Annotated in this window: 24 protein-coding genes; 11 read left to right on the forward strand and 13 right to left on the reverse strand. The window is 59.7% G+C overall.

All coding sequences use genetic code 11. The features are described from left to right. The first annotated feature begins 122 nt into the window (after positions 1-122). Positions 123-935 carry an exodeoxyribonuclease III gene (locus ASD83_RS18975; protein WP_056313896.1) on the forward strand — a complete coding sequence of 271 codons (813 nt, stop codon included), beginning with the start codon at positions 123-125 and terminating at the stop codon, positions 933-935. Between the two features lie 117 nt (positions 936-1,052). On the opposite strand, the gene ASD83_RS18980 is transcribed toward ASD83_RS18975, so the two are convergent. From ASD83_RS18980 to ASD83_RS18990, 3 genes are all read right to left on the reverse strand, one after another. Further along, the gene (locus tag ASD83_RS18980) at positions 1,053-1,505 is read right to left on the reverse strand and encodes a Crp/Fnr family transcriptional regulator (RefSeq protein ID WP_056313898.1); all 453 of its coding nucleotides are present in this window, start codon (positions 1,503-1,505) and stop codon (positions 1,053-1,055) included. Between the two features lie 113 nt (positions 1,506-1,618). Next, a complete protein-coding gene (locus tag ASD83_RS18985; protein ID WP_056313901.1) occupies positions 1,619-2,302 on the reverse strand; it encodes a response regulator transcription factor in 684 nt (227 codons plus the stop codon). 134 nt (positions 2,303-2,436) lie between these two features. Then, entirely contained in the window at positions 2,437-3,114 is a 678-nt protein-coding gene (locus ASD83_RS18990) for a YggS family pyridoxal phosphate-dependent enzyme (RefSeq protein WP_056313903.1), read from the reverse strand. A gap of 140 nt (positions 3,115-3,254) precedes the next feature. On the opposite strand from ASD83_RS18990, the gene leuS reads away from it, so the two are divergent. Genes leuS through holA form a run of 3 tightly spaced genes read left to right on the forward strand, consistent with a single transcriptional unit; the run spans position 3,255 to position 7,379 of the window. Then, a complete protein-coding gene (leuS, locus tag ASD83_RS18995) occupies positions 3,255-5,867 on the forward strand; it encodes a leucine--tRNA ligase (protein WP_056313905.1) in 2,613 nt (870 codons plus the stop codon). Then, positions 5,854-6,360 (forward strand): LPS assembly lipoprotein LptE, encoded by a 507-nt coding sequence (lptE, locus tag ASD83_RS19000; RefSeq protein ID WP_082561351.1) that lies wholly within the window; start codon positions 5,854-5,856, stop codon positions 6,358-6,360. Before leuS ends, lptE begins: the two co-directional genes overlap by 14 nt. Then, positions 6,357-7,379, forward strand: a complete 1,023-nt coding sequence (gene holA / locus ASD83_RS19005; RefSeq protein WP_056313908.1) for a DNA polymerase III subunit delta — start codon at positions 6,357-6,359, stop codon at positions 7,377-7,379. Before lptE ends, holA begins: the two co-directional genes overlap by 4 nt. Before the next feature lie 164 nt (positions 7,380-7,543). Here holA and ASD83_RS19010 read toward each other — a convergent pair whose 3' ends face one another. The 8 genes from ASD83_RS19010 to hemE form a co-directional block, all read right to left on the reverse strand. Continuing rightward, a complete protein-coding gene (locus ASD83_RS19010; RefSeq protein WP_056313910.1) occupies positions 7,544-8,419 on the reverse strand; it encodes a ParB/RepB/Spo0J family partition protein in 876 nt (291 codons plus the stop codon). Between the two features lie 10 nt (positions 8,420-8,429). Then, positions 8,430-9,230 carry a ParA family protein gene (locus ASD83_RS19015; RefSeq protein WP_082561352.1) on the reverse strand — a complete coding sequence of 267 codons (801 nt, stop codon included), beginning with the start codon at positions 9,228-9,230 and terminating at the stop codon, positions 8,430-8,432. Positions 9,231-9,252: 22 nt separating this feature from the next. Beyond that, positions 9,253-9,900, reverse strand: coding sequence for a 16S rRNA (guanine(527)-N(7))-methyltransferase RsmG (gene rsmG, locus ASD83_RS19020; RefSeq protein WP_056313914.1), 648 nt, complete (start codon positions 9,898-9,900; stop codon positions 9,253-9,255). Then, complete coding sequence (gene mnmG / locus ASD83_RS19025) at positions 9,900-11,762, reverse strand: tRNA uridine-5-carboxymethylaminomethyl(34) synthesis enzyme MnmG (protein WP_056313915.1); 1,863 nt, start codon at positions 11,760-11,762, stop codon at positions 9,900-9,902. Before mnmG ends, rsmG begins: the two co-directional genes overlap by 1 nt. Positions 11,763-11,940: 178 nt before the next feature. Next, positions 11,941-13,233, reverse strand: a complete 1,293-nt coding sequence (gene mnmE, locus ASD83_RS19030) for a tRNA uridine-5-carboxymethylaminomethyl(34) synthesis GTPase MnmE (RefSeq protein WP_056313917.1) — start codon at positions 13,231-13,233, stop codon at positions 11,941-11,943. 11 nt (positions 13,234-13,244) lie between these two features. After that, entirely contained in the window at positions 13,245-14,510 is a 1,266-nt protein-coding gene (rho, locus tag ASD83_RS19035; RefSeq protein ID WP_056313918.1) for a transcription termination factor Rho, read from the reverse strand. A gap of 288 nt (positions 14,511-14,798) precedes the next feature. Beyond that, on the reverse strand, positions 14,799-15,224 hold the full coding sequence (gene hemJ / locus ASD83_RS19040) for a protoporphyrinogen oxidase HemJ (RefSeq protein ID WP_056313920.1): 426 nt from the start codon (positions 15,222-15,224) through the stop codon (positions 14,799-14,801). 8 nt (positions 15,225-15,232) lie between these two features. Continuing rightward, positions 15,233-16,258 carry a uroporphyrinogen decarboxylase gene (gene hemE / locus ASD83_RS19045; RefSeq protein ID WP_056313922.1) on the reverse strand — a complete coding sequence of 342 codons (1,026 nt, stop codon included), beginning with the start codon at positions 16,256-16,258 and terminating at the stop codon, positions 15,233-15,235. A 447-nt stretch (positions 16,259-16,705) separates the two neighbouring features. Here hemE and ASD83_RS19050 point away from each other — a divergent pair, with 447 nt between their 5' ends. Genes ASD83_RS19050 through dnaQ form a run of 4 tightly spaced genes read left to right on the forward strand, consistent with a single transcriptional unit; the run spans position 16,706 to position 19,450 of the window. Further along, entirely contained in the window at positions 16,706-17,308 is a 603-nt protein-coding gene (locus ASD83_RS19050) for a Maf family protein (RefSeq protein ID WP_056313923.1), read from the forward strand. Beyond that, positions 17,305-18,144: a shikimate dehydrogenase gene (locus tag ASD83_RS19055; RefSeq protein WP_056313925.1), complete on the forward strand. Its 840-nt coding sequence runs from the start codon at positions 17,305-17,307 to the stop codon at positions 18,142-18,144. Before ASD83_RS19050 ends, ASD83_RS19055 begins: the two co-directional genes overlap by 4 nt. A gap of 2 nt (positions 18,145-18,146) precedes the next feature. After that, positions 18,147-18,743, forward strand: coding sequence for a dephospho-CoA kinase (gene coaE / locus ASD83_RS19060; protein WP_056313926.1), 597 nt, complete (start codon positions 18,147-18,149; stop codon positions 18,741-18,743). Continuing rightward, a complete protein-coding gene (gene dnaQ, locus ASD83_RS19065) occupies positions 18,743-19,450 on the forward strand; it encodes a DNA polymerase III subunit epsilon (RefSeq protein WP_056314070.1) in 708 nt (235 codons plus the stop codon). Before coaE ends, dnaQ begins: the two co-directional genes overlap by 1 nt. Before the next feature lie 211 nt (positions 19,451-19,661). Here the strand turns inward: dnaQ and secB are convergent, their stop codons facing one another. Both secB and ASD83_RS19075 read right to left on the reverse strand, forming a co-directional pair. Then, positions 19,662-20,180 (reverse strand): protein-export chaperone SecB, encoded by a 519-nt coding sequence (secB, locus tag ASD83_RS19070; RefSeq protein WP_056313928.1) that lies wholly within the window; start codon positions 20,178-20,180, stop codon positions 19,662-19,664. 90 nt (positions 20,181-20,270) lie between these two features. Further along, the gene (locus tag ASD83_RS19075; RefSeq protein WP_056313931.1) at positions 20,271-20,738 is read right to left on the reverse strand and encodes an FxsA family protein; all 468 of its coding nucleotides are present in this window, start codon (positions 20,736-20,738) and stop codon (positions 20,271-20,273) included. Between the two features lie 128 nt (positions 20,739-20,866). Here ASD83_RS19075 and ASD83_RS19080 point away from each other — a divergent pair, with 128 nt between their 5' ends. Genes ASD83_RS19080 through ASD83_RS19090 form a run of 3 tightly spaced genes read left to right on the forward strand, consistent with a single transcriptional unit; the run spans position 20,867 to position 22,559 of the window. Continuing rightward, positions 20,867-21,592 carry a Tim44/TimA family putative adaptor protein gene (locus tag ASD83_RS19080; RefSeq protein ID WP_056313933.1) on the forward strand — a complete coding sequence of 242 codons (726 nt, stop codon included), beginning with the start codon at positions 20,867-20,869 and terminating at the stop codon, positions 21,590-21,592. Positions 21,593-21,612: 20 nt separating this feature from the next. After that, the gene (locus ASD83_RS19085) at positions 21,613-22,194 is read left to right on the forward strand and encodes a Smr/MutS family protein (protein ID WP_056313935.1); all 582 of its coding nucleotides are present in this window, start codon (positions 21,613-21,615) and stop codon (positions 22,192-22,194) included. Further along, positions 22,191-22,559, forward strand: coding sequence for a helix-turn-helix domain-containing protein (locus tag ASD83_RS19090; protein WP_056313937.1), 369 nt, complete (start codon positions 22,191-22,193; stop codon positions 22,557-22,559). Before ASD83_RS19085 ends, ASD83_RS19090 begins: the two co-directional genes overlap by 4 nt. Positions 22,560-22,633: the final 74 nt, after the last annotated feature.

The following is a 22,633-nucleotide window of genomic DNA, read 5'->3' on the forward strand; positions in this document are numbered from 1 at the left end:
ACCGCCCCCCTGACATCTCCCGTCAGCAGTCAGCCCGGCCGCGCCATTTCCGGCTTTACCCCACCGCGCGCCTTGGCCATAAGAATGCCTCGGCCCCAAAGCCCAAAAATGCGGATCTCCCCATGACCCTTTCCGTCGTCACCTGGAACATCAATTCGGTTCGCCTGCGCCTCGAAATGGTGCTCGACTTTCTGCGCCAGTATCAGCCCGACGTTCTGATGCTGCAGGAGATCAAGTGCACCAATGACCAGTTTCCGCGGAACGCCTTCATCGAGAACGGCTATCCGCACATGGCCGTGCATGGGCAAAAGGGCTATCACGGCGTCGCCATCGTCTCAAAATTTCCGCTGACCGATGTGTCGAGCCGCGTCTTCTGCGAAATCCCCGAATCGCGCCACGTCTCGGCGCTGGTCGACATGGGCCATGGCCCGTTCACGCTGCACAATTTCTATATTCCCGCCGGCGGCGACGAGCCCGATCCCGAGATCAATCCCAAATTCAAGCACAAGCTGGGGTTTCTCTCCGAACTGAAGACCTGGTTCAACGAACCCGTCTTCCAGCGCGGCCATCTGATCGCTGGGGATTTCAACATCGCCCCGCACGAAAACGACGTCTGGAGCCACAAGCAGCTCCTGAAAATCGTCAGCCACACGCCGGTCGAAACCGAAGCGCTCAATGGTCTCCTCACCGGCGGCCACGGCTGGGTCGATATCGTGCGCAAGCACGTGCCCTATGACCAAAAGCTCTATTCATGGTGGAGCTATCGCAGCGCCGACTGGAACGCCGCCGACAAGGGCCGTCGCCTCGACCACATCTGGTCCACCGCCGACGTCGCCGAGAGTTCCATCGGCGCCGAAATCATCCGCCCCGCCCGCGGCTGGACCGAAAAACCGTCCGACCACGTGCCGGTGATTGCACGGTTTGCGAGGCCCTGAGGCTTTCACACCCTCGACGTCATTCCCGCGAAAGCGGGAATCCCAGTTTTTTGGCACCCCAAACAGAAATCCCCGCTTTCGCGGGGATGACATCGAGTATGTTTGAGTAAACGCAGACTACTTCGACTTCATCTTGCGCCGGAGCGGGTCGAGCGCGCCGAGATATCCGGTCAGCTCGCGCTCGATCCGCTGCGCCGCTTTCTGAGCCAGCTCAGGATATTGCCGGATAAGCTTGAGAAACGCCGAGCGTGGCACGAAAAGCAGTTCGCAATCGGTCACGGCGGTGATGGTCACCGGCCGTGGCTTGTCGAGAATCAGTGCCATGGCGGAAACGACGCTGCCGGGTTCCGACAGTGCATAAGGCTTTCCAGCCTCGACACCCTCATTACGCGCCTTGATCGTGCCTTCGATGAGCACATAGGCGCCCTCGGGCACCGTTCCGGCCTTGTAGATGATTTCGTCGGCTTCGACATGACGGCGATCGCTGGCAAAGCCCAGCATGCGCCGCTGCTCGTCATCGCACATCATGAAGAAATCGGCTCGCCCCAGAACGGCGGCCGCATCGTCCATTCTCATCAGCCACTGACCCGAATGCGCCCCGCCCGCCGAAAAGTGTCCGGCGGGTCAACGCATCTGTCTATAGGGCAGTTTTTCCACTTTATGAACACCCTTGACGGGCTTGCTCATGGAACGAGGCGATATCCCCCGTCTTCCGTCACCAGAAGCCGCGCATTGGAGGGGTCGCGCTCGATCTTTTGGCGCAGACGATAGATGTGCGTTTCAAGCGTATGGGTGGTGACGCGGTTATTGTACCCCCAGACCTCCTTGAGCAGCACATCGCGTGTGATGGTCTTCGGCCCCTGCCGGTAAAGGTACTTCAGAATGGATGTTTCCTTGTCCGTCAGCCGCACCTTGATGCCGTCATTGCTCTCGAGCATCTTCGCTGCCGGCTGAAAACTATATTGGCCAATGGTGAAAACGGCGCCCTCGCTCTGGTCATGCTGACGCAGCGCGGCATTGATGCGCGCCAGGAGCACCGGAAAGCGGAAGGGCTTGGTCAGATAGTCGTTGGCCCCCGAATCGAGTCCCTTGACCTCGTCGGCCTCGGTATCGTGCCCGGTCAGCATCAGCACCGGGCTCGTAAAACCCTCCTGGCGCATCAGCTTGACCGCATCGCGCCCATCCATGTCGGGCAGACCCACATCGAGAATAGTCAATTCGACATTGTTTTCGCGCAGGACTTTCAGCGCATCATTGGCGGTGCCGGCTTCGACAATGTCGAATTCCGGCTGGCTCTTGAGCTGCTCGACCAGGGTTTCGCGAAGATCCGCATCGTCGTCCACAACAAGGATGCGTCGCTTATTCATTGCAATCTCCGGTCTTTTACATCAGGCGGACCAAGATCACATCATTGCGACCTGTTCTGGGCTCGCCAATCACATCGACGTTATTCGGCTCAAAGAAACGCTGCACCCCCGGAAAAAGTTGCAGCACTCCGAGCTTAGCCCCGTCCGCCAAATAGCGCCGAGCCGACCCGCACATGGGTCGCGCCCATGGCAATCGCGGTTTCAAAATCCCCGCTCATGCCCATGGAAAGGTTTGCGACGCCGGCTTGACGCGCCAGCGTCGCCAGATGCGCAAAATAGGGCGCGGGTGGTTGCCCATCGGGCGGAATGCACATGAGGCCCACGATATCGAGCCCATGCACCTCCCGGCAGCGCCGCACGAAGTCCACGGCCTCGTCCACCGGGACCCCGGCCTTTTGCTCCTCGCCGCCAATATTGACCTGCACGAAACATGGCAGGCGCTTTTGAGCGCGCGCCATTTCTTCGGCCAACACCGCCGCGAGTTTTTCCCGATCGACCGTCTCGATGACATCGAACAGCGCCACCGCTTCGCGCGCCTTATTGGTCTGCAGCGGCCCAATCAGGTGCAGCACAACTTCGGAAAAATCCTCCCGCAGCCCCGGCCATTTTTCCTTGGCCTCCTGCACGCGGTTCTCGCCGAAAACCCGCTGCCCTGCCGCGAGAAACGACCTTATCGCCTCGGCGTCAAAAGTCTTCGACACCGCAATGAGTTCGACCTTTTCAGGCGGCGCGCCGAATCGCTGGCGTGCCTTTTCCATGCGGGTTCTGATATCGGCGAGCGCAACATTGGCGCTGTTGGCGCGATCGGTCATGAGAAGGCCCCGTTTCTGTTGACCTTGAGGGGGATTTCTGGTGATGGTCCGGTAGCCAAAATCCCCGAAAAGCGCAAGCTGGCCCGGCCCTTGCAGGTCAAGTCTGTGCATCCGGCAAGAAAATTTTCAAGGACGAGCAAGTGAGCGGCGAACGCTACAATCCGCGCGAAAGCGAACCGAAATGGCAGAAGATCTGGGACGATGCGAAGAGCTTCGTCACCGCCAATGACGATCCGCGCGAGCCCTACTATGTCCTTGAAATGTTCCCCTATCCCTCGGGGCGCATTCATATGGGCCACGTGCGCAACTATTCCATGGGCGACGTGGTGGCGCGCTATTATCGTGCTAGGGGCCGCAATGTGCTGCACCCCATGGGCTGGGACGCTTTTGGCCTGCCGGCCGAAAACGCCGCCATCGAGCGCAAGACCCATCCCGGCACCTGGACCTATCAGAACATCGAGGCGATGAAGGCCCAGCTCAAGTCGATGGGTCTTTCCATCGACTGGACGCGCGAATTCGCCACCTGCTCGCCCGAATATTACCAGCACCAGCAAGCGCTCTTCATCGATATGCTGGAAGCGGGTCTGATTACGCGGAAAAATTCCAAGGTCAACTGGGACCCTGTCGATATGACCGTGCTCGCCAATGAGCAGGTCATCGATGGCAAGGGCTGGCGCTCCGGCGCCGTCGTGGAACAGCGCGAGCTGACCCAGTGGTTCTTCAAGATTTCCGACTTTGCAGAAGACCTGCTCGAAGCGCTCGACACCCTGACCGAATGGCCGGAAAAAGTGCGCACCATGCAGCGCAACTGGATCGGCAAGTCCGAAGGCCTGCGCCTCTTGTTCGAATTGGCCCCGAGCGACAAAACCGATGCATCAAGCATCGAGGTCTTTACGACGCGCCCAGACACGATCTTCGGCGCCTCCTTCGTTGGTCTTTCGCCCGACCACCCTCTTACAACTGCTTTGGCTGCCAACAATCCTGCCCTCGTCGATTTCGTCGCCGAGTGCCATAGCCATGGCACGGCCACGGAAACGCTGGAAAAGGCCGAAAAGCAGGGCTTTGATACGGGTCTGCGGGTAAAGCACCCGGTCATTCCGGGCGCCACGCTGCCGGTCTATGTCGCCAATTTCATCCTGATGGACTACGGCACCGGCGCCATTTTCGGCTGCCCGGCCCACGACCAGCGCGACCTCGATCTCGCCCGCAAGTATGGCCTCAGCGTCATCCCCGTCGTGCTGCCGCACGGTGCCGACCCGGAAACCTTCGAAATCGGCACTGAAGCCTATGTTGACGCCGGCAACATCTTCAATTCGGGTTTCCTCGACGGTCTGTCCATCGACGACGCCAAGAAGAAGATCGCCGAGCATTTTGATGCCCGCACCGTCGATGGCAAGCCGCAGGGCAAGGTGGAAGTGAACTATCGCCTGCGCGATTGGGGCATTTCGCGCCAGCGCTATTGGGGTTGCCCGATCCCGGTTATCCATTGCGAAGTCTGCGGCACTATCCCCGTGCCCAAGAAAGACCTGCCGGTTCGCCTGCCCGATGATGTCACCTTCGACAAGCCGGGCAATGCCCTCGACCACCACCCGACCTGGAAGCACGTCCACTGCCCGCAATGCGGCGCCTCAGCCCGTCGCGAAACCGACACCATGGACACTTTTGTGGATTCGTCGTGGTATTTCGCCCGTTTTACCGCGCCGCAGGCCGAAACGCCGACCGTGCCCTCCGTGGCCAATCGCTGGCTACCGGTTGACCAATATATCGGCGGCGTCGAGCACGCGATCTTGCACCTGCTCTATTCGCGCTTCTTCACCCGCGCCATGAAGGCGACGGGCCATGTCGATATCAGTGAGCCCTTCAAAGGCCTCTTCACCCAGGGCATGGTGACGCACGAGACCTATAAGTCGGAAACCGGCGAATGGGTGAACCCGACCGAGATCGTCATTGAGACTTCTGGCGACACCCGTACCGCCCGCGACCTCAGAACCAATGCGCCCGTTGCCATCGGCTCGGTCGAAAAGATGAGCAAATCCAAGAAGAACGTCGTCGATCCCGACGAAATCGTCGGCACCTACGGCGCCGATACCGCTCGCTGGTTCATGCTCTCGGATTCCCCGCCGGAACGCGACGTACAATGGACCGAGGCCGGCGTCGAAGGCGCCAGCCGCTTCCAGCAGCGCGTCTGGCGTCTCGTCAACGAATCGATCGAAATTTCGAAACAGTCTTTGGAGACTGTTTCCAAAAACGACAATACTGACGCTTTGGCGCTGCGCCGCATCATCCATCGCTCGGTTCACGGCATTGCCCAAGACATCGAAGGCCTGCGCTTCAACCGCGCCGTGGCCCAGATCTATGAACTGACCAATGCCCTCACCAAGGCGCTGGGCAGCAATCTGGGCCCGGCACAGCGCGCAGCCATTGCCGAAGGCGTCGAAAAGCTAACAATCCTCCTCAGCCCGATGATGCCGCACCTGGCCGAAACCTGCTGGGAAGTGCTCGGAAAGCCCGGTCTTGTCGCCGACGCCAGCTGGCCGGATGTCGATCCTGCGCTGCTCGTTGACGATGAGGTGACCCTTCCGATCCAGATCAACGGCAAGCGCCGCGCCGAAATCACGGTGCCCAAGGGCACTCCGGCCGCCGAAGTCGAACGTCTGGTCTTGTCACTCGACGAAGTTATCCGCATTCTGGAAGGCAAGACCCCGAAGAAAATAGTCGTGGTCCAGGACAGGATCGTCAATGTCGTTGTCTAGGCTCAAGCCTTTCGCCCTGATCGTTCCCCTTGCCCTGGCTTCGGCCGGGCTGGGGGCCTGCTCGTTCCAGCCGGTCTATTCGGGCAAGCTCGCCGAGAACCCGCAATTGCAGCTTGCCTATGCCGCCCCCAAAACGCGGCTGGAGCAGATCGTCTACCAGGAACTGTCCTTCCGCCTCGGCAAGACCACATCGCCCACTGCCCCCCTTGTGAGCGTTACCGTGTCTGCCAGCGATGCCGAGCCCTATCTCAGCGCCACGGCCAACCCCAACAAGCCCCGCGAAATGACCGTCTCAGCGACGCTCACCCTTACGCCACGTGATGGCGTCGATACCAAGCCGATCACCATTACGCGCACGGCGAAGGCCCAACACACGCGCAGCGGGCAGGTCCTGGCCGACGAAGCCGCCATTATCGAGGCCCAGGAGCGTGCCGCGCGTTCCGTGGCTGAATCGCTGCGCCTGGCCGTGCTGGCGGCCCTTGCCAAGGGATGACCGCACTCAAAGCCCATGAGGTCGCGCGTTTTCTGGCGCGTCCCGACCTCACCGAAGGCATTTTTTTGGCTTATGGCCCCGATGGTGGCCTCGTCCGCGAAACCGCGCAGCGCCTGATTCGCTATTTTAGCGGCGACGACCCCGGCGCCGCCGATGTTTTCATTTTCGACGGCCCCGAACTCGATGCCGAACCGGGTCGCCTGATCACCGAGGCCCGCAGCACCTCGCTTTTCGGCGGCAAGCGCATCATTCGGGTGCGCAATGCCAGCAAAAGCCTCGTCATGCCGCTGACCGAGTTGCGCGACGACCCTGGCGGCACCGCCATCGTGCTCGAAGCCGGCAATCTCGCCCCCCGCGACGCCCTGCGCGCTTTGGTGGAAGCCGCCAAACTCGGCCGCGCCCTGCCCTGCTATCCGGACAGCGACGAAACCCTCACCAACCTGATGCGCGAAACCTTTAATCAGGCCGGCATTCGCGTCGATTCCGACGTCGTCCCCACCCTGCGCGAGATTCTGGGCAATGATCGGGAAATCACGCGCCGGGAGCTCGAAAAGCTGACCCTTTTCGCCGCCGGCACGAAATCCCTGACCCGCGAAGACGTTCTAACGCTTTGCGCGGACAACGGCGCCCTGGCCATCGACGCCATTCTCGACGCGACGGGCGGCGGTCACGCGGAAAAACTCGAACTGGCGCTCAACCGGGCCCTCACCTCGTCCATCAACCCCCAGCAATTGCTGGCCATGCTGACCAATCATTTCGCCAGCCTGCGCCGCTGGCGCGTGGATGTTGATTCTGGCAAATCCCCGCGTGCGGTGCTCGACAACGTAAAGCCAAAGCCGCATTTTTCGCGCATAGGCCAGCTCGAACAGCAGCTCCGCCTCTGGACCGACCCCGCCCTCGCCCAAGCCTCCGAACGCCTGCTACAGGCCACCAGCGACAGCCGCCGCAAACCCGCTCTAGCGACCGCCATTCTGCACCGCACCACCCTCGCCCTCTGCATGATGGCCGCAACGCACTGATTTTATTGGTGTTTCACGTGGATCGTTCGGGCCGCGCTACCCAGTAGTCCTCGTTCTGAGGCGCGAAGCGTAGCGTAGCCTCGAAGGACGAGGACGTGGCACAGACCCTAAAACAAAAAACCCCACTCTCGCGGGGTTTCTAAAAATTCAGAATTCTGAGCGACTTAATTATGCTGGCCGGTCAGTTTCAGGCACAGCGCATCCAACTGCTCCAGCGTCTTGTAGCGGATTTCCACCCGCCCTCCGCGCTCCGAATGGCTCAGCGCCACCGATAGTCCCAAAACATCCGACAAACGGCGTTCCAATGCCACGGTATCCGCATCGCGCACCGGCTCGCTTACCGGCATTTTCCGCGCCGGCGCCTCGCGCTGCTGGCTCAAAGCCTCCGCTTCGCGTACCGACAGCCCCTTATCGACAATCTGCCGCGCCAGACCCGACGGATCATCGACCGTGATCAGCGTACGCGCATGCCCGGCCGTCAATGTGCCACTGGACACCATACCGCGCACATCTTCCGGCAATTTCAGCAGGCGCAGCGTATTGGCTACATGCGACCGGCTCTTGCCGATCACCTGTGCCAGGTCCTGCTGCGTATAATCGAATTGTTCGATCAGCTGGCCATAACCCATGGCTTCTTCCAGCGCATTGAGATCGGCACGCTGCACGTTTTCGATGATGGCGAGCTCAAGCGCTTCCTTGTCATCGACCTCGCGGACGATAACCGGAACGTCATGCAAACCGGCCTTCTGCGCCGCGCGCCAACGCCGTTCGCCGGCAATCAGCTCGAAAATATTCGGATCATCCGTCGGCCGCACCAAGAGCGGCGACATCACACCCTTTTCGCGAATCGAGTTGGTCAACTCTTCCAGCTGATCGGGATCAAAAGTCCGCCGCGGATTGGCGCGGTTGGCGATGATGAAATCGACCGGCAGACGCTTGCCGCCCGATCCGGTGTCGGTCACACGCGCCGCTTCCAAAGAAGCCATATCGCCGATCAGCGCTGCCAGACCCCGGCCAAGTCGTGTGGGTTTGTCGTTCATCTCGGGGCTCCTAAGCTGCGACCAGCCGCCGCTCGCGGCGGATGACTTCGGTGGCGAGGCGCAAATAGGCCTGGCTGCCCGCGCATTTCAAATCATAAAGCAAAGCCGGCTTGCCATAGGACGGCGCTTCCGACAGCCGCACATTGCGCGGGATGACCGTATCATAGACCAGATCGCCCATTTCGCTCCGCACGTCCGCCAAAACCTGCTCCGACAGATTATTGCGCTTGTCGAACATGGTCATCACCACGCCCTGGATCGACAGGCGCGGATTAAGCGTCGATCGAATCTGCTCGATGGTCTGCAAAAGCTGGCTAAGGCCTTCCAGCGCAAAGAATTCACATTGCAGCGGCACCAGCACGGCATCGGCCGCGACCAGTGAATTGACCGTAAGCAGGTTCAACGACGGCGGACAGTCGATGAGAATATAGCTGACCGGCTGATCATTGATTCGCAGGTCCGACAGCTGTTTAAAGGCATCGCGCAGCTTGAAGGCGCGATCCGCCTGCCCCGCAATCGTCAGTTCGACACCGAGCAGGTCCATGGTCGATGGAATAATCGCAACATTCGGCACGCTCGTCATAATCGCCGCCTGCGCCACGCTGGCTTCGCCCACCAGGACGTCATAGGACGATACTTCGCGATTATCGCGCGAAATGCCCAGACCCGTCGAGGCATTGCCCTGCGGGTCGAGATCGACAATCAGCACACGCTCGCCAATGGCGGCCAGCGCCGTTGCCAGATTGATCGCAGTGGTCGTCTTGCCGACGCCACCCTTCTGATTTGCCAGGGTCAGGATACGGGGTGCCAAGAGCAGGCCTCCAGTTGTGCCGCTAAGACACTGATTTTCTTTTGAGATTCGTGATCGTCAGGATCACGCCACCCGGATCAGTGTCACTCTTGTTTACTACCACGTCATAGTGCCAATGCGCACTCGAATCGTTAAGTTCATCAACATGTTCCCGCCCTTTATGGAGGATCGCCCTTGTTTTCCTTACGAAAAATGGCTCCATCCAATCGCAAAGAAGGGGCAAGGCAGTGAGAGCGCGGGAAGTGATCACGTCCGGTTCTGGTGTTTCACGTGAATCAATTTCATCACTACGACGTCCGATAACCGTCACATTGAGATTCAACTCTCGCGCCACCGTCCGCAAAAAGCTGACCTTCCGCGCCGTCGGCTCGACCAGCACGAAATGACGGTCAAGGCCTTTGCTCGCGATCGCCAAAGGCAAAGCTGGAAAGCCGCCGCCACTACCCAGGTCCATAAACACGCGGTCTCTCTCGGTTAGCAGCGGTAATACCTGCAGGCTGTCTGCAAAGTGCCGCTCCCAAACAGAGCCCAACGTTTCACGTGAAACAAGATTCTGCACCGCCTGCCATTTCTTCAGCAGCGCAGCATAGGATTCCAGGTCGCGACCCACCGCGTCTATCGGTCGGCCAAAGTGCTTCGCATAAGGCGCGATTGCCTCAACCCCCCCCATCAACCGGCTTTCCGCAGATCGTCGCGGCGAATGACTGCCAGCAATAGCGTGATAGCGGCGGGGGTCATCCCATCCATGGCTTGCGCCTGGGCAATGGTCTGCGGCCTGAACTGCGTCAATTTCTGCCGAAGTTCAATCGAGAGCCCCGGAATCCCTTGATAATCGAGTTCATCCGGGATTTGCCGCTGTTCATCGCGCCGCATGCTTTCAATATCGGCCTGCTGCCGATCAAGATAGACGGCGTATTGCGCATCGATGCCAAGCTGCTCGCGCACGGCTTCCGGGATTTCGGCCAAGTCCGGCCACAGCTTCACAACGTCATCCCAACCAAGGTCCGGATAGGACAAAATCTCGAACGCAGAGCGGCGCTTGCCATCCTCGTTGATGGGGATACCAGCCTTGCGCGCCTCGCTTGGCGAAGCCATCGCGGCATGAAGCCGCTTTCGACCATCGGTGAGAGCAACCAGCTTTGCCGAGAACAGCTCGCGCCGCTCTTCGCCCACCAAGCCCCTCTCGACGCCCTGTGGCGTCAGTCGCTGATCGGCATTATCCGCCCGCAAATGCAGCCGGAATTCAGCGCGCGAGGTGAACATCCGATAGGGTTCCGAAACGCCACGCGTGACCAGATCATCGATCATCACACCAAGATAGCTTTCGGTGCGCGACAGAGTCATCGGCTCCTGCCCGCTCGCTGCCAGGGCGGCATTAGCGCCGGCCAGTAAACCCTGAGCGCCCGCCTCCTCGTATCCGGTCGTGCCATTAATCTGCCCCGCCAGATATAGCCCCGGCTGGCGCTTCACTTCCAGCGTCGGCCGCAGTTCGCGCGGATCCACATAGTCGTATTCAATCGCATAGCCCGGCCGGATGATTTTTACGTTTTCAAGGCCCGGCATGGAGCGCAAAAACGCGTCCTGCACGTCCTCCGGCAGCGATGTGGAGAGACCGTTGGGATAGACCGTCTGCTCCTCAAGTCCTTCAGGCTCAAGAAAAATCTGGTGGCTATCACGATCGGCAAAGCGAACGACCTTGTCCTCAATGGAGGGGCAATAGCGCGGCCCACGCGATTGAATGCGCCCGGAATACATCGCCGAACGATGGAGATTATCCTGGATGATCCTATGCGTTTCCGCCGTTGTCCGCGTGATATGGCAGGACACCTGCTGGGTGGTGATCGCTTTGGTCAGCGCCGAGAATGCTTCCGGCGGATTGTCCCCTGGCTGCTCTTCCAGCACCGCGTAATTGATGGAATGCTTGTCGAGGCGCGCCGGGGTACCCGTCTTCAGACGCCCCAGTTGCAGACCAAGATTTTCAAGTCGCGTCGATAGACCCAGTACGGGCTTTTCGCCAACCCGCCCGGCTGGTACCGTCTCCTCGCCGCGGTGAATGAGCCCGCGCAGGAAGGTGCCCGTCGTCAGCACCACCGCCCTGGTGGAAAAGTGCCGTCCATCGAGCAGCACGACCCCGGAGATAGCACCATCCGTTACAACGAGATCGTCCACCTCTCCCTCGATGACATCGAGGTTCGCCTGCGCCAAAACGGCGGCCTGCATGGCATTGCGATAGAGTTTTCTGTCCGCCTGAGCCCGTGGTCCCCGCACAGCTGGGCCCTTTCGGCGATTGAGCACACGGAACTGGATGCCGGCTTCATCGGCAACGCGACCCATCAATCCATCAAGCGCATCGATCTCGCGCACGAGATGGCCTTTGCCCAAGCCACCAATCGCCGGATTGCAGCTCATTTCGCCGATCGTGGCGAAGCGATGCGTAATGAGCGCCGTAGGCACACCGAGCCGTGCGGAAGCCGCCGCGGCCTCACAGCCGGCGTGACCACCCCCAACGATGATGACAGCATAGTCAGTCATGGAAATTTCCCTGAACGGCATTTTTGGCACGCGCTAGGTTCGCGCGGCGCAAAGCGTACCTTCAATGATGTTTGTAGGGTTCATACAGCGTCTTGCGGCCTAAGAAAACCACTAGCTGTGTTTCACGTGAATCACGGGTGGTGTTCCGGACCACCAGAAACCCAATGTTTCACGTGAATCATTTGCCGATGCAAAAGCTGGAAAAGAGCCGATCGAGCACCTGTTCCGCATCCACCCGGCCAATCATGCGCTCAAGCGCGAGCGAGGCGTGTCTCAGAGCCTCGGCCGCCAGTTCCCAATTGCTGAGATAGACCTGGGCCTCATTGATGGCCCCAATGGTCTGATTTAGCCCGAGTCGATCCCGCTCGTGACTGATGAGAGAGGGTTCACCACCGGACAGCGTCTCACCGACAGCGCGGAGACGCTCGATCAGCCCCTCTATCCCTGCCCCGGTTGTGGTTGAGATTTGCAGGTCTTGACCCCCAACGGGGGACAGATCCGATTTTGTGGCAACCCTGATCACATGAGCCTGAGTCTGCGGCTGAAGCGCCGCTTCGGTGTCGGGTGCTTCAAGCCAAAGCAGGATATCGGCGCCCTGAATGGCGCGTTCCGCCCGCCGAATACCCTCGGCTTCCGCGCGGCTATCGGTGTCGCGAAGACCGGCAAGATCAAGGAGAATAAACAGCTGACCGCCAATATCGAGCGGCACTTCGCGCACGTCGCGCGTCGTCCCGGCCTCGTCGGAAACAATAGCGATATCAGATTTAGATAGGGCGTTGATCAGGCTCGATTTCCCGGCATTAGGCGCCCCAGCCAGCGCCACCCGAACCCCTTCGCGCACGATGCGGCCGCTGTTTATGCTGGCCAAAGCGCCCTCAAGCGAGGTTTTCAGGTCGGCTAGTTCGGTAGAAAATCCTGCAGGCAGTTCGTCGGCGACATCGCCTTCATCGGAAAAATCGAGCCGCGCTTCGATCTCCGCCCGGAGGTCGAGCAGCACATTGCGCCAGGTTTCAACCTTTTTCGTCAATCTTCCGTCGTAGCGGGCCAAGGCCTGTTGCCGCTGCTTTTCGGTTTCCGCAATAAGAAGATCGCCAAGGCCTTCGACGGCAATCAGATCGAGTTTGCCATTTTCAAAGGCTCGTCGGGTAAACTCCCCCGGTCCGGCGAGACGAATGCCAAAACCAAGTAGGCTACGAAGGATTGCCTTGACCCCCGCAGGTGACCCGTGGACGTGAAATTCCGCGCAGTCTTCACCGGTAAAACTGGCAGGCCCGGGGAACCAGGCGACAAGGCCCTGGTCGAGCTGGGTATCGGCGCCAATCCGCCGCAACGCCATGGTCCGGGGCGCGGGCAAAGGCCCCGCCAAGGACAAGAACGCCTCCCGGGCTTTTGGGCCCGAAAGGCGGATAACCGCAACGCCGGAGGGAAGAGCGCCCGAAGAGAGCGCCATGATCGTATCGCCGGCGAGCATTTGTTGTTCGATCAGGTGTTCATCGAATCGAAGAAATCCGAATTGGTCTTGGTCTGGCGGACCTTGTCCATGAGGAATTCCATCGCGTCGATCGTGCCCATCGGATTAAGAATACGACGCAGCACATACATCTTCTTGAGAATGTCGGGTTCAATAAGAAGCTCTTCCTTGCGCGTGCCCGACTTGGTGATGTCGAGCGCGGGGAAGATGCGCTTGTCGGCAACCTTGCGATCAAGGATGATTTCCGAGTTACCGGTGCCCTTGAATTCTTCAAAGATCACTTCGTCCATGCGCGAACCGGTATCGATCAGCGCCGTCGAAATGATCGTCAGCGAACCACCGTCTTCGATGTTACGCGCCGCACCAAAGAAGCGTTTTGGCCGCTGCAAGGCATTGGCATCGACACCGCCCGTAAGAACCTTGCCCGAGCTTGGAACAACCGTGTTGTAGGCGCGGCCGAGACGCGTGATGGAATCAAGGAGAATGACGACGTCGCGCTTGTGCTCGACGAGGCGCTTGGCCTTTTCGATCACCATTTCGGCGACCTGAACGTGGCGCGATGCCGGTTCGTCAAAGGTGGATGAAATGACTTCGCCACGCACAGAGCGCTGCATGTCCGTCACTTCTTCGGGACGTTCGTCAATAAGAAGAACAATGAGGTAGCATTCCGGATGATTGGTGGCGATGGATTGTGCAATATTTTGCAACAATACCGTCTTACCAGTACGCGGAGGAGCAACAATAAGAGCGCGCTGACCCTTGCCGAGCGGCGCCACGAGATCGAGAAGCCGGGCCGAACGATCCTTCAAAGTCGGATCGGGCATCTCCATGCGGAGCCGTTCTTCGGGATAGAGCGGGGTGAGATTGTCGAAATTGACCTTGTGGCGAATGGCCTCTGGGTCTTCAAAATTGATCGTGCTGACTTTAAGCAGCGCAAAATAGCGCTCGCCTTCCTTGGGAGAGCGAATTTCGCCCTCGACCGTGTCGCCCGTACGAAGGCCGAAGCGGCGAATCTGGCTGGGGCTGACATAGATATCGTCGGGGCCCGGAAGGTAGTTTGCGTCAGGAGAGCGGAGGAAGCCAAAGCCATCTGGCAGGACCTCGACCACGCCCTCACCGACGATGTCGATGTCCTGCGAAGCCAATTCCTTGAGAATGGCGAACATCAACTCCTGCTTGCGCATGGTCGAAGCATTCTCGACTTCGAGTTCTTCGGCGAACGCCAGCAATTCGGCCGGGGATTTGGCCTTCAGCTCACTGAGCTTGATATTCTGCATGGATGCGATGGACCCTTGGGGTAAATCGTAGAGGAGGGATTGTATTTTTGGGGAATGCACCGCGCAGCGCCGGAATCGGCCGCGCCTGAGGAAGGATGCTTGATGGCCTCATTTAGCGCGATCATTGCGCCGTTTCAAGATGGAACAGGAACGCAATGACGATTTCGCCGGATTCACGTGAAACTTCGAGGCGTTCCGCAAAGCGGATGAAAGGCTCCGGTGGAGCCTTTCAAGCTGAGAAGGCCATGAGCGCTATGCGCGAATGGCCCAGCCCACGATAGCCCCACCCTAAAACGGCTTCACAATCACCATGATGACAATGCCGATCATCAGCACCGTCGGCACTTCATTGATGATCCGAAAGTACTTTTGCTCTTTGACATTCTCGTCACGGGCAAAGCGTTTCTGGTGCCCTGCCAGAATGCCGTGCACGCCGCTCATCCCAAGCACCATGGCCGCCTTGGCCCAGGGCCAGCCCGAACCCCAATCGACGCCGCCGAGATGGAGCACGGTCAGCCCAAAAATCCAGGTCGCGATCATCGCAGGGTTGATGATCCCCTTGAGAAGCCGCCGCTCCATAATTTTAAAGGTTTCGGACTGCACCGAGCCGATTTCAGCCTTGGTGTGATAAACGAAAAGCCGCGGCAGATAGAGCATGCCGGCCATCCAGGCGATGACCGAAATGACATGCAGCGCCTTCACCCATTCATACATTTTTGCAACTAGCCCTTTTTCACCAGCTCGACGAGCCGCTCAACGTGTTCGATCGGGGTTTCGGGCACAATGCCGTGGCCGAGATTGAAAATATGCGGGCGCTTCGCAAACGCCGCCTTGATCTCGATCACTTGGCTTTCCATCGCCTTGCCACCGATCACCAGTCGCAGCGGATCGAGATTACCCTGCACCGGCAGGTTTTTTGGCAAAAATTCATCAGCGAAGGAAAGCGGCGTCGCATAGTCGAGACCCAGCGCATTGACGCCGGTTTTTTCGGCATAGCGCCGCAAATTCCCGGCCGCGCCGCGTGGAAACCCGATGACAGGCGCATTGGGCACTTTTGCACGTACACCTTCGACAATGCGGCGATTGGGTGAAATTACCTGCGTTTCAAAAGCCGCATCGTCGAGATTGAGCGCCCAGCTTTCAAAAAGCTGCACCACATCGGCACCCGCCTGCAGCTGCGCCACCAGATAATCGACGCTGGTCTCAACCAGCACATCCATCAGTTTGGCAAAGGCTTCGGGATGTTCGAGGGCAAAGCGTCGCGCCACCCATTGGTCGGGCGAACCCTGACCATTGATCATATAGGTCGCAACCGTCCAGGGAGAGCCACAGAACCCAATCAGCGTCTTTTCAGGAGCCAGTGCCGCTCGCAGCCGGCGCACGGTCTCCAGCACGGGCGCCAGATGATCCAAAGCCCCGCCGCGCTCAAGTCGATCTACATCTTTTGCCGCTAAGGGCTCGAGCCTTGGTCCTTCGCCCACTTCGAAGCGCACTTTTTGCCCGAGGGCATCGGGGATGACCAGAATGTCGGAGAAGAGGATCGCGGCATCGAGATCGAACCGGCGAAGCGGCTGCAGCGTCACTTCCGTCGCCAGGTCTGGATTATAGCATAGGTCCAGAAAACTGCCGGCCTTGGCCCGGAGCGCGCGATATTCCGGGAGGTAGCGTCCGGCCTGTCGCATGATCCACATGGGCGGGGTGTCCTGGCGTTCTCCCAGCACTGTCGCGAGCAATCTTTTCTTGGTCACCGAGCTTACCCTTTCGTCCCCTTCGAAAACCCAAAAGAGACTCTTAGTCTTCCTATCTTCTTCTTTATGGCGGTGTTTATCCGCAATTCATGGCGCTCCACAATCTGGGCGCGCGGCGGCACTTGCGCGCAGCTCAACGTTAACGCTCTGTTAACATCTGTGGCACGCACTGCTGGCCTTGCCCGTTAACGGAGTTTAAGAAGGCCTTAACAGGGCCTTTCCCGAGTCAACGATTCGCTTTTGCCTGTGGACGAGGGGTGTGAAAAGCTCCTTCCCCGATTTCAACTTATCCCCATAGATTCCCCCAGGCTCCCTCCGACACCCTCGGAAAGGAATTGTTAACTTTTTATCGAATAGGTCGAACAAGTTTCGCCTCTTGGCAAAGTTACGAGTCTTTCCCCCAGTTCGGCCTTGAGCTGGGGATGACAGTGTGGAAAAACTGGTTCCATGCTGATCCTCGCCTCCTCCAGTCCGACCCGTAAAGCCTTGATGGAAAAGGCCTCTTTTTCCTTTTCCGTTATCCCGGCCGATGTGGATGAACGCGCCCTCGAAGCGCAGGCTTTGGGGAGTGGTGCTGATGGGCGTGATCTCGCCGGCCTTCTCGCCAGGGCCAAGGCCGAAGCGGTCTCAAAACTGCACCCTGACGCCTATGTGATCGGCGCCGATCAAACTTTGGCTCTGGGCACCGAATTGCTCCACAAGCCTTCCTCAAGGGAAGATGCCGCGCGCCAGCTCGACCATCTCGCCGGCAAGACCCACCGGCTCCATGCCGCCGTCGCTCTGGTACGGAATGGCGAATTGCTCTGGTCCGATATCGAAACTGCCGAATTGACCATGCGCCAGTTTTCTCCCGAGGAACGCGACCTGGTGCTCGATCTTGAAGGCGCCGCCGCGCTAACCGCCGTCGGCGGCTATCGTCTCGAAGGTCCGTCCATTCGGCTCTTCGAGACCATTCAGGGCGATTATTTCACGATTCTCGGCCTGCCGCTCTTGCCCCTCGTCGGCGCCTTGCGCGATATCGCTCCGGAGCTGCTTTCCCTCGGGGCCTGATCAACGTGACCACTAAAGCATTCGTCATCGGCCACCCCATCGCCCATTCGCGCTCGCCGCTCATTCATGGTACCTGGCTCGCCGAACACGGCATTGACGGTTCCTACGAAGCCATCGATGTGGCGCCCGCCGATCTCCCGGCCTTCTTCGAGCGCCTGCGATCCGGGGAATTTGCCGGCGGCAATGTCACCATCCCGCATAAGGAAGCGGTTTTCGCGCTTTGCGACAGCGTTGACGATCTCGCCAGAACCATCGGCGCGGTGAACACGCTCGTTGTCCGCAATGGACGGGTACACGGCTACAATACCGACTATCTCGGTTTTCTCGGCAATCTCGATGCCGCGGCACCCGGCTGGTCGGATGGTCCGCGCGATGCGCTGGTCATTGGCGCCGGTGGCGCCGCCCGCGCCATTCTCGTCGCCCTGCGCGAACGCAATGGCGGACAGGTGCATGTGCTCAATCGCACGCTGGCCAATGCGGAGGCGCTGGTCGAAGAAATCCATGGGCCCTTCGAGGCCCACGGCTTTGACGCCTTCGCCGCCCTTGCGTCCAAAATCGGCATCGTCGTAAACACCAGCTCCATCGGCATGCATGGCAGCCGCTTCGACTGGCTCGACATGAGCCTGCTGCCAAAAACGACGCTCGTTACCGATATCGTCTATACCCCGCTTATTACCCCTCTCCTCGCCGACGCGGAGGCTCATGATCTGAAAATCGTCGATGGTCTGGGCATGCTGCTGCATCAGGCCGTGCCCGGATTTGCCGATTGGTTCGGCGTACGGCCGCACGTGACACCGGCCCTCCGCGCCCGCATCGAAGCGACATTGGGTCATTGACCATGTGGCGGATCGGGGTGACGGGATCGATCGCTACCGGAAAATCAACCTTGCTTGCTGCCTTCGAAAAAGTCGGCGTTCCGACCTTCTCCGCCGACGCCGCTGTCGCCGCGCTCTATGAAGGCGAAGCCGTCGGCCCGGTAGAAGCGCTCTTTCCCGGCGTCAAAAAAGACCAAAAAATCGATCGGCAGGAATTGGCTCGGCGCCTCGCCTTGGATCCGCAAAATTTCAAAAAACTGGAAGCGGTCGTGCATCCGCTGGTCCGGCAAAAGATCGCCCAATTCATGGATAGCGCCGAAGCTGCGGGCCATATCGCCGCGGTAGTGGAAGTGCCCCTGCTCTTCGAGAGCGGCTATGACTATGGCTTTGACGCCATTGCCGTGACCTTCGTCGACCCAAAAATCCAAAATGAACGGATCATGGCCCGGCCCGGCATGACCGTGGAAAAGCGCGACACCTTGCTTGCCCGGCAGATGCCGCAGGATGAAAAGAAGAAGCGCGCGACTTATCTCTTCGACACAGCGCTTCCGCGCGACCAAATCGACGCCAAAGTCGCCGCTTTGATCGCCGACCTCAAGGCCAAGGGACCAAAAACATGATCCGGGAAATCGTCCTCGATACTGAAACGACCGGGCTTTCCCATGCCGAGGGCGACCGGCTTGTCGAAATCGGCTGCGTCGAACTGATCAACCACATTCCCTCGGGCAAGAATTTTCACGTCTATATCAACCCCCAGCGGAACATGCCCGAAGAGGCGTTTCGCGTGCATGGGCTGAGCGAGGAATTTCTGTCCGACAAGCCGCTTTTCGCGTCGCTGGCCGAAGAATTTCGCACCTTTGTCGATGGCGCGCGGCTCATCATTCACAACGCCCCCTTCGATATGGGCTTTTTGAATGCCGAGCTTGTCCGGGCCGGCCTCCGCACGCTCGACAATGAAGTCATCGATACCGTCATGCTGGCGCGCAAAAAGCACCCGGGCGCCCGCGTCAGCCTCGACGCGCTCTGCAAGCACTATGGCATCGACAATTCCCGCCGCACGCTCCACGGCGCTCTGCTCGACAGCGAGATCCTTGCCGAGGTCTATCTCGAGCTTATCGGCGGCAAGCAGGTGAGCCTGGCGCTGATGGCCGAAGTCGAAAGCGATGGCAGTGACGCTTTGGCAACCCGCATCGCCGCCCTGCCCCGCCCGACACCCCTGCCCTCGCGCATTTCGCTTGCCGAAGCAGAAGCCCACGAAGCCTTTGTCGGCAAAATGGGTGAAACGGCGATCTGGGCCCAATATGCCGAGGTCGAGGCGGCCGAATAACGCTCGGGGCTGCCAGTAGCCCTCATGGTGAGGTGGACGGCGTAGCCGACCCTCGAACCACAAGGGCGTGCCTCCGACGCTCGCGCCACATCCTCGTGGTTCGAGGCTTTGCTGCGCAAAGCACCTCACCATGAGGATTACCGATACTTCCGAAAATACAAAAAACCCCAGCTCACGCCGGGGTTCTTCAAATCCAAAAATCGCGAAAAAATCAGTTCGGCAGATCGGTTGCTGGCGCGGCAGCGGCGCCGCCTTCCTGCTGCTTGGCCGCAAGCGCGGCAAGGTTCTGGCGGTAGATCGCCATGAAGTCGACCGGCTCCATCATCAGCGGCGGGAAGCCGCCCTGCTGGGTGACATTGGCCAGCACCTGGCGGGCAAACGGGAAGATCAGGCGCGGGCACTCAACCATGAGAAGGCCGCTGAGCTGGGCTTCGGGAATGCTCTTGAGGCGGAAGACGCCGCCATAGACCAGTTCCACGTTGAACAGCAGCGTTTCCTCGCGATTGGCCTTGGCCTTGAGGTTCAATTCGACCGCATAGAGGTCGTCGGCCTGCTTCTTGACGCCAACCGAGATCGAGACATTGAACGCCGGATTGCCGCCGCCTGCCATGATCGAGCCGGGCGCGCCGGGGTTTTCGAAGGAAAGGTCGCGCACATATTGACCCACAAGGTTCATGCTGGGCGCGGTGCCGGGCTGGGTCGCTGCTGCGCCTTCGTTTTCTTCGGCCATCTTTGGTTCCCTTATATTCCGGTTGGAACAATCCTGCGGGTGGCTAGCATCTTTGCCCGATTGGGACAAGCAAAGAGGCTTTTTGCAGCGCTATTTGCGCTGCCAGTCATCCCCATCGAGGTCGATCGTTCCGGGCCCTTTGAGATTGGGCGGGGTGGGATCCGCGCCATGACGATAGCTCGCCGTAGTCTCGACCACTCTCACATTGCGCGTCAGCGTCTTGTAGAGCCAGGCGCGCACCGGCGGCAAAAGCAGCAGCACGGCGATGAAGTCGCCGAGAAACCCCGGAATGATCAGCAACACCGCCGCCACCGCCAGCAACATGCCGTCGAACAAGGTCTGCCCCGGCAGCGTGCCGGTGCTCATATTGGTCCGCATGCGGTTGAGGACGCCGAGGCCCTGTTGACGCAATACGAAACCGCCGACAACAACGGCAAGGATGACGAGACCCAGCGTGGGCAAGACGCCGATGGCGCGGCCGACGAGGATGAACAGGGCAATTTCGATAAGCGGCAGGGCCAGAAGAAGAAGGGGAATGAAGCGGAGCAACCGGGTCATCCTTTGTTTGTGAAGGGCGCGGCAAATCGCGCTACCTTGTGTGAACTGGTTTTGAGCTAAAGCTTTCCCTATATATAGGAACGACAAAAGCGCTCGGCGAGCGCCCAACTACTCAGGTGCACCGATTCATGGACGATTTTCTCGATCTGCCTACTCTCATCGCCATCGTGGTCGCGGTTTTCGTGCTCTTCCGCCTCCGCTCGGTCCTGGGAACGCGGACCGGCACTGAGCGCCCGCCCGTCGATCGCTCCCGTTCGACGCAGACCGAGAAGAAAGCCGCCAACGCCGACGAAACGGTCGTGCCGATCCGTCCTCGAGCCGCCGATGCGCCTGATCTCGACGATGAACGCCGCGCCCGCAAGACCGAAGCCGAGATCGAACAGGCCGCTGCCGGCAATGCCGATCTCGCTACCGGCCTTCGCGCCGTTGTCGAAGCCGACCCGACTTTTACCCCCAAATCCTTCCTCGAAGGCGCCAAGCAAGCCTATGAGATGATCGTCACCGGCTTTGCCGAAGGCGACCGCCAGACCCTCAAAAACCTCCTCGACAAGGATGTTTATGACAGCTTTGCCCGCGCCCTGACCGAGCGTGAGGCCGCCGGCCACAAGAACGAGTTTACTTTTGTCGGCCTGCCCAAGGTCGCCATCGTCAATGCCGAATATGACAAGAAAAACATCCTGATCACGGTGGATTTCCACGCCGAGGTCGTTTCGGCCATTCGCGACAAGGACGGTAACCTCGTCGAAGGCAATGCCGATCAGGTGCAGACCATCGCTGATGAGTGGACCTTTGCGCGCAATCCAAAATCGCGCGATCCCAATTGGAAGGTCATCACCACGAGCCAGCTCGACTAAATCCTTCGGCAGGCCCTTCCATGTCCAAGCGCGACGCCAGGCGCCTGCCGCACGATTTTCATCTCTGGACCACCGTGTCCGAGACAGTCGAACCCCTGCGCCGCAAGGGCCTTTTAAAACTCGGCCATGGCACCCTGCCCATTCCCGAGCCCGAACCGGCCCCGGCCATCAAAGCGCCGCCGAGGATGGGCAAACCAAAACAGCCCTTCCTCGCGCCCTATCAAGCGCCGATCCAGCCGGCAAAAGTGGTCGAAAAGTCAGTCGATCCGGCCATCCACAAAAAGGTTCGCCGCGGCCGTATCGAAATCGATGGCACGATCGATCTTCACGGCATGACCCAGTTTGAAGCCCGCGAAACCCTCCGCCGCTATATCGGCGCCCGCGCTGCCCGCGGCGATCGCACCCTGCTGGTGATCACCGGCAAGGGCACGAAAACCGAAAACGACTATGTTTCGGCTATGACCGAGCGCGGTATCTTGCGCACCATGCTGCCCATCTGGCTTTCCGAGCCGGGCCTCTCGCACCTGATATCCGGCTGGAGCCTTGCCGCCCGCGGCCATGGTGGGGAGGGCGCCTGGTATGTGCGTCTGCGTCGCCCATGACCCCGCTTGGTGCCAAATTCCGGGCCCTGCGCGAAGCCCGCGGTATTTCGCTCAAAGAAATGGCAGCGGCTTTGAACGTCTCGAGTGCCTATCTCTCAGCCCTCGAACACGGCCGCCGCGGCCAGCCCACGAGTTTTCTGCTCCACCGCATCATCGCCTTCTTCAACGTCATCTGGGACGAAGCCGAAGAACTGCAGCGCCTCGCGGAAATTTCCGATCCCAAAGTCACCATCGACACCGGCGGCCTCACCCCCGAAGCCACCGAATTCACCAATCGCCTGCGCGACAATATCGACCGGCTGGAGCCGGACGATCTCAAATTCCTGCGCGATGAACTGGTGAAGCGCGCGGGGAAGAAGCGGTAGACCACCGGCCCCAACCGAATTCGCTATAGCGAATTCGGTGACCCCTCACCCCTTGAGGGAGAGGGACAGACCAA

This window comes from Devosia sp. Root685 (assembly GCF_001427875.1).
GTDB lineage: Bacteria > Pseudomonadota > Alphaproteobacteria > Rhizobiales > Devosiaceae > Devosia.

Bases quoted from the DNA above. Each gene is read 5' to 3' on its own strand.
- secB (WP_056313928.1), bottom strand. From the start codon at position 20,180: ATGGCCGAAGAAAACGAAGGCGCAGCAGCGACCCAGCCCGGCACCGCG.
- rho (WP_056313918.1), bottom strand. From the start codon at position 14,510: ATGCAGAATATCAAGCTCAGTGAGCTGAAGGCCAAATCCCCGGCCGAA.
- ASD83_RS19085 (WP_056313935.1), top strand. From the start codon at position 21,613: ATGTCCAAGCGCGACGCCAGGCGCCTGCCGCACGATTTTCATCTCTGG.
- lptE (WP_082561351.1), top strand. From the start codon at position 5,854: ATGTCGTTGTCTAGGCTCAAGCCTTTCGCCCTGATCGTTCCCCTTGCC.
- holA (WP_056313908.1), top strand. From the start codon at position 6,357: ATGACCGCACTCAAAGCCCATGAGGTCGCGCGTTTTCTGGCGCGTCCC.
- ASD83_RS18980 (WP_056313898.1), bottom strand. From the start codon at position 1,505: ATGGACGATGCGGCCGCCGTTCTGGGGCGAGCCGATTTCTTCATGATG.
- coaE (WP_056313926.1), top strand. From the start codon at position 18,147: ATGTGGCGGATCGGGGTGACGGGATCGATCGCTACCGGAAAATCAACC.
- ASD83_RS19010 (WP_056313910.1), bottom strand. From the start codon at position 8,419: ATGAACGACAAACCCACACGACTTGGCCGGGGTCTGGCAGCGCTGATC.
- mnmE (WP_056313917.1), bottom strand. From the start codon at position 13,233: ATGCTCGCCGGCGATACGATCATGGCGCTCTCTTCGGGCGCTCTTCCC.
- ASD83_RS19050 (WP_056313923.1), top strand. From the start codon at position 16,706: ATGCTGATCCTCGCCTCCTCCAGTCCGACCCGTAAAGCCTTGATGGAA.
- ASD83_RS18975 (WP_056313896.1), top strand. From the start codon at position 123: ATGACCCTTTCCGTCGTCACCTGGAACATCAATTCGGTTCGCCTGCGC.
- hemJ (WP_056313920.1), bottom strand. From the start codon at position 15,224: ATGTATGAATGGGTGAAGGCGCTGCATGTCATTTCGGTCATCGCCTGG.
- ASD83_RS18985 (WP_056313901.1), bottom strand. From the start codon at position 2,302: ATGAATAAGCGACGCATCCTTGTTGTGGACGACGATGCGGATCTTCGC.
- ASD83_RS19090 (WP_056313937.1), top strand. From the start codon at position 22,191: ATGACCCCGCTTGGTGCCAAATTCCGGGCCCTGCGCGAAGCCCGCGGT.
- mnmG (WP_056313915.1), bottom strand. From the start codon at position 11,762: ATGACTGACTATGCTGTCATCATCGTTGGGGGTGGTCACGCCGGCTGT.
- rsmG (WP_056313914.1), bottom strand. From the start codon at position 9,900: ATGGGGGGGGTTGAGGCAATCGCGCCTTATGCGAAGCACTTTGGCCGA.
- ASD83_RS19080 (WP_056313933.1), top strand. From the start codon at position 20,867: ATGGACGATTTTCTCGATCTGCCTACTCTCATCGCCATCGTGGTCGCG.
- ASD83_RS18990 (WP_056313903.1), bottom strand. From the start codon at position 3,114: ATGACCGATCGCGCCAACAGCGCCAATGTTGCGCTCGCCGATATCAGA.
- ASD83_RS19075 (WP_056313931.1), bottom strand. From the start codon at position 20,738: ATGACCCGGTTGCTCCGCTTCATTCCCCTTCTTCTTCTGGCCCTGCCG.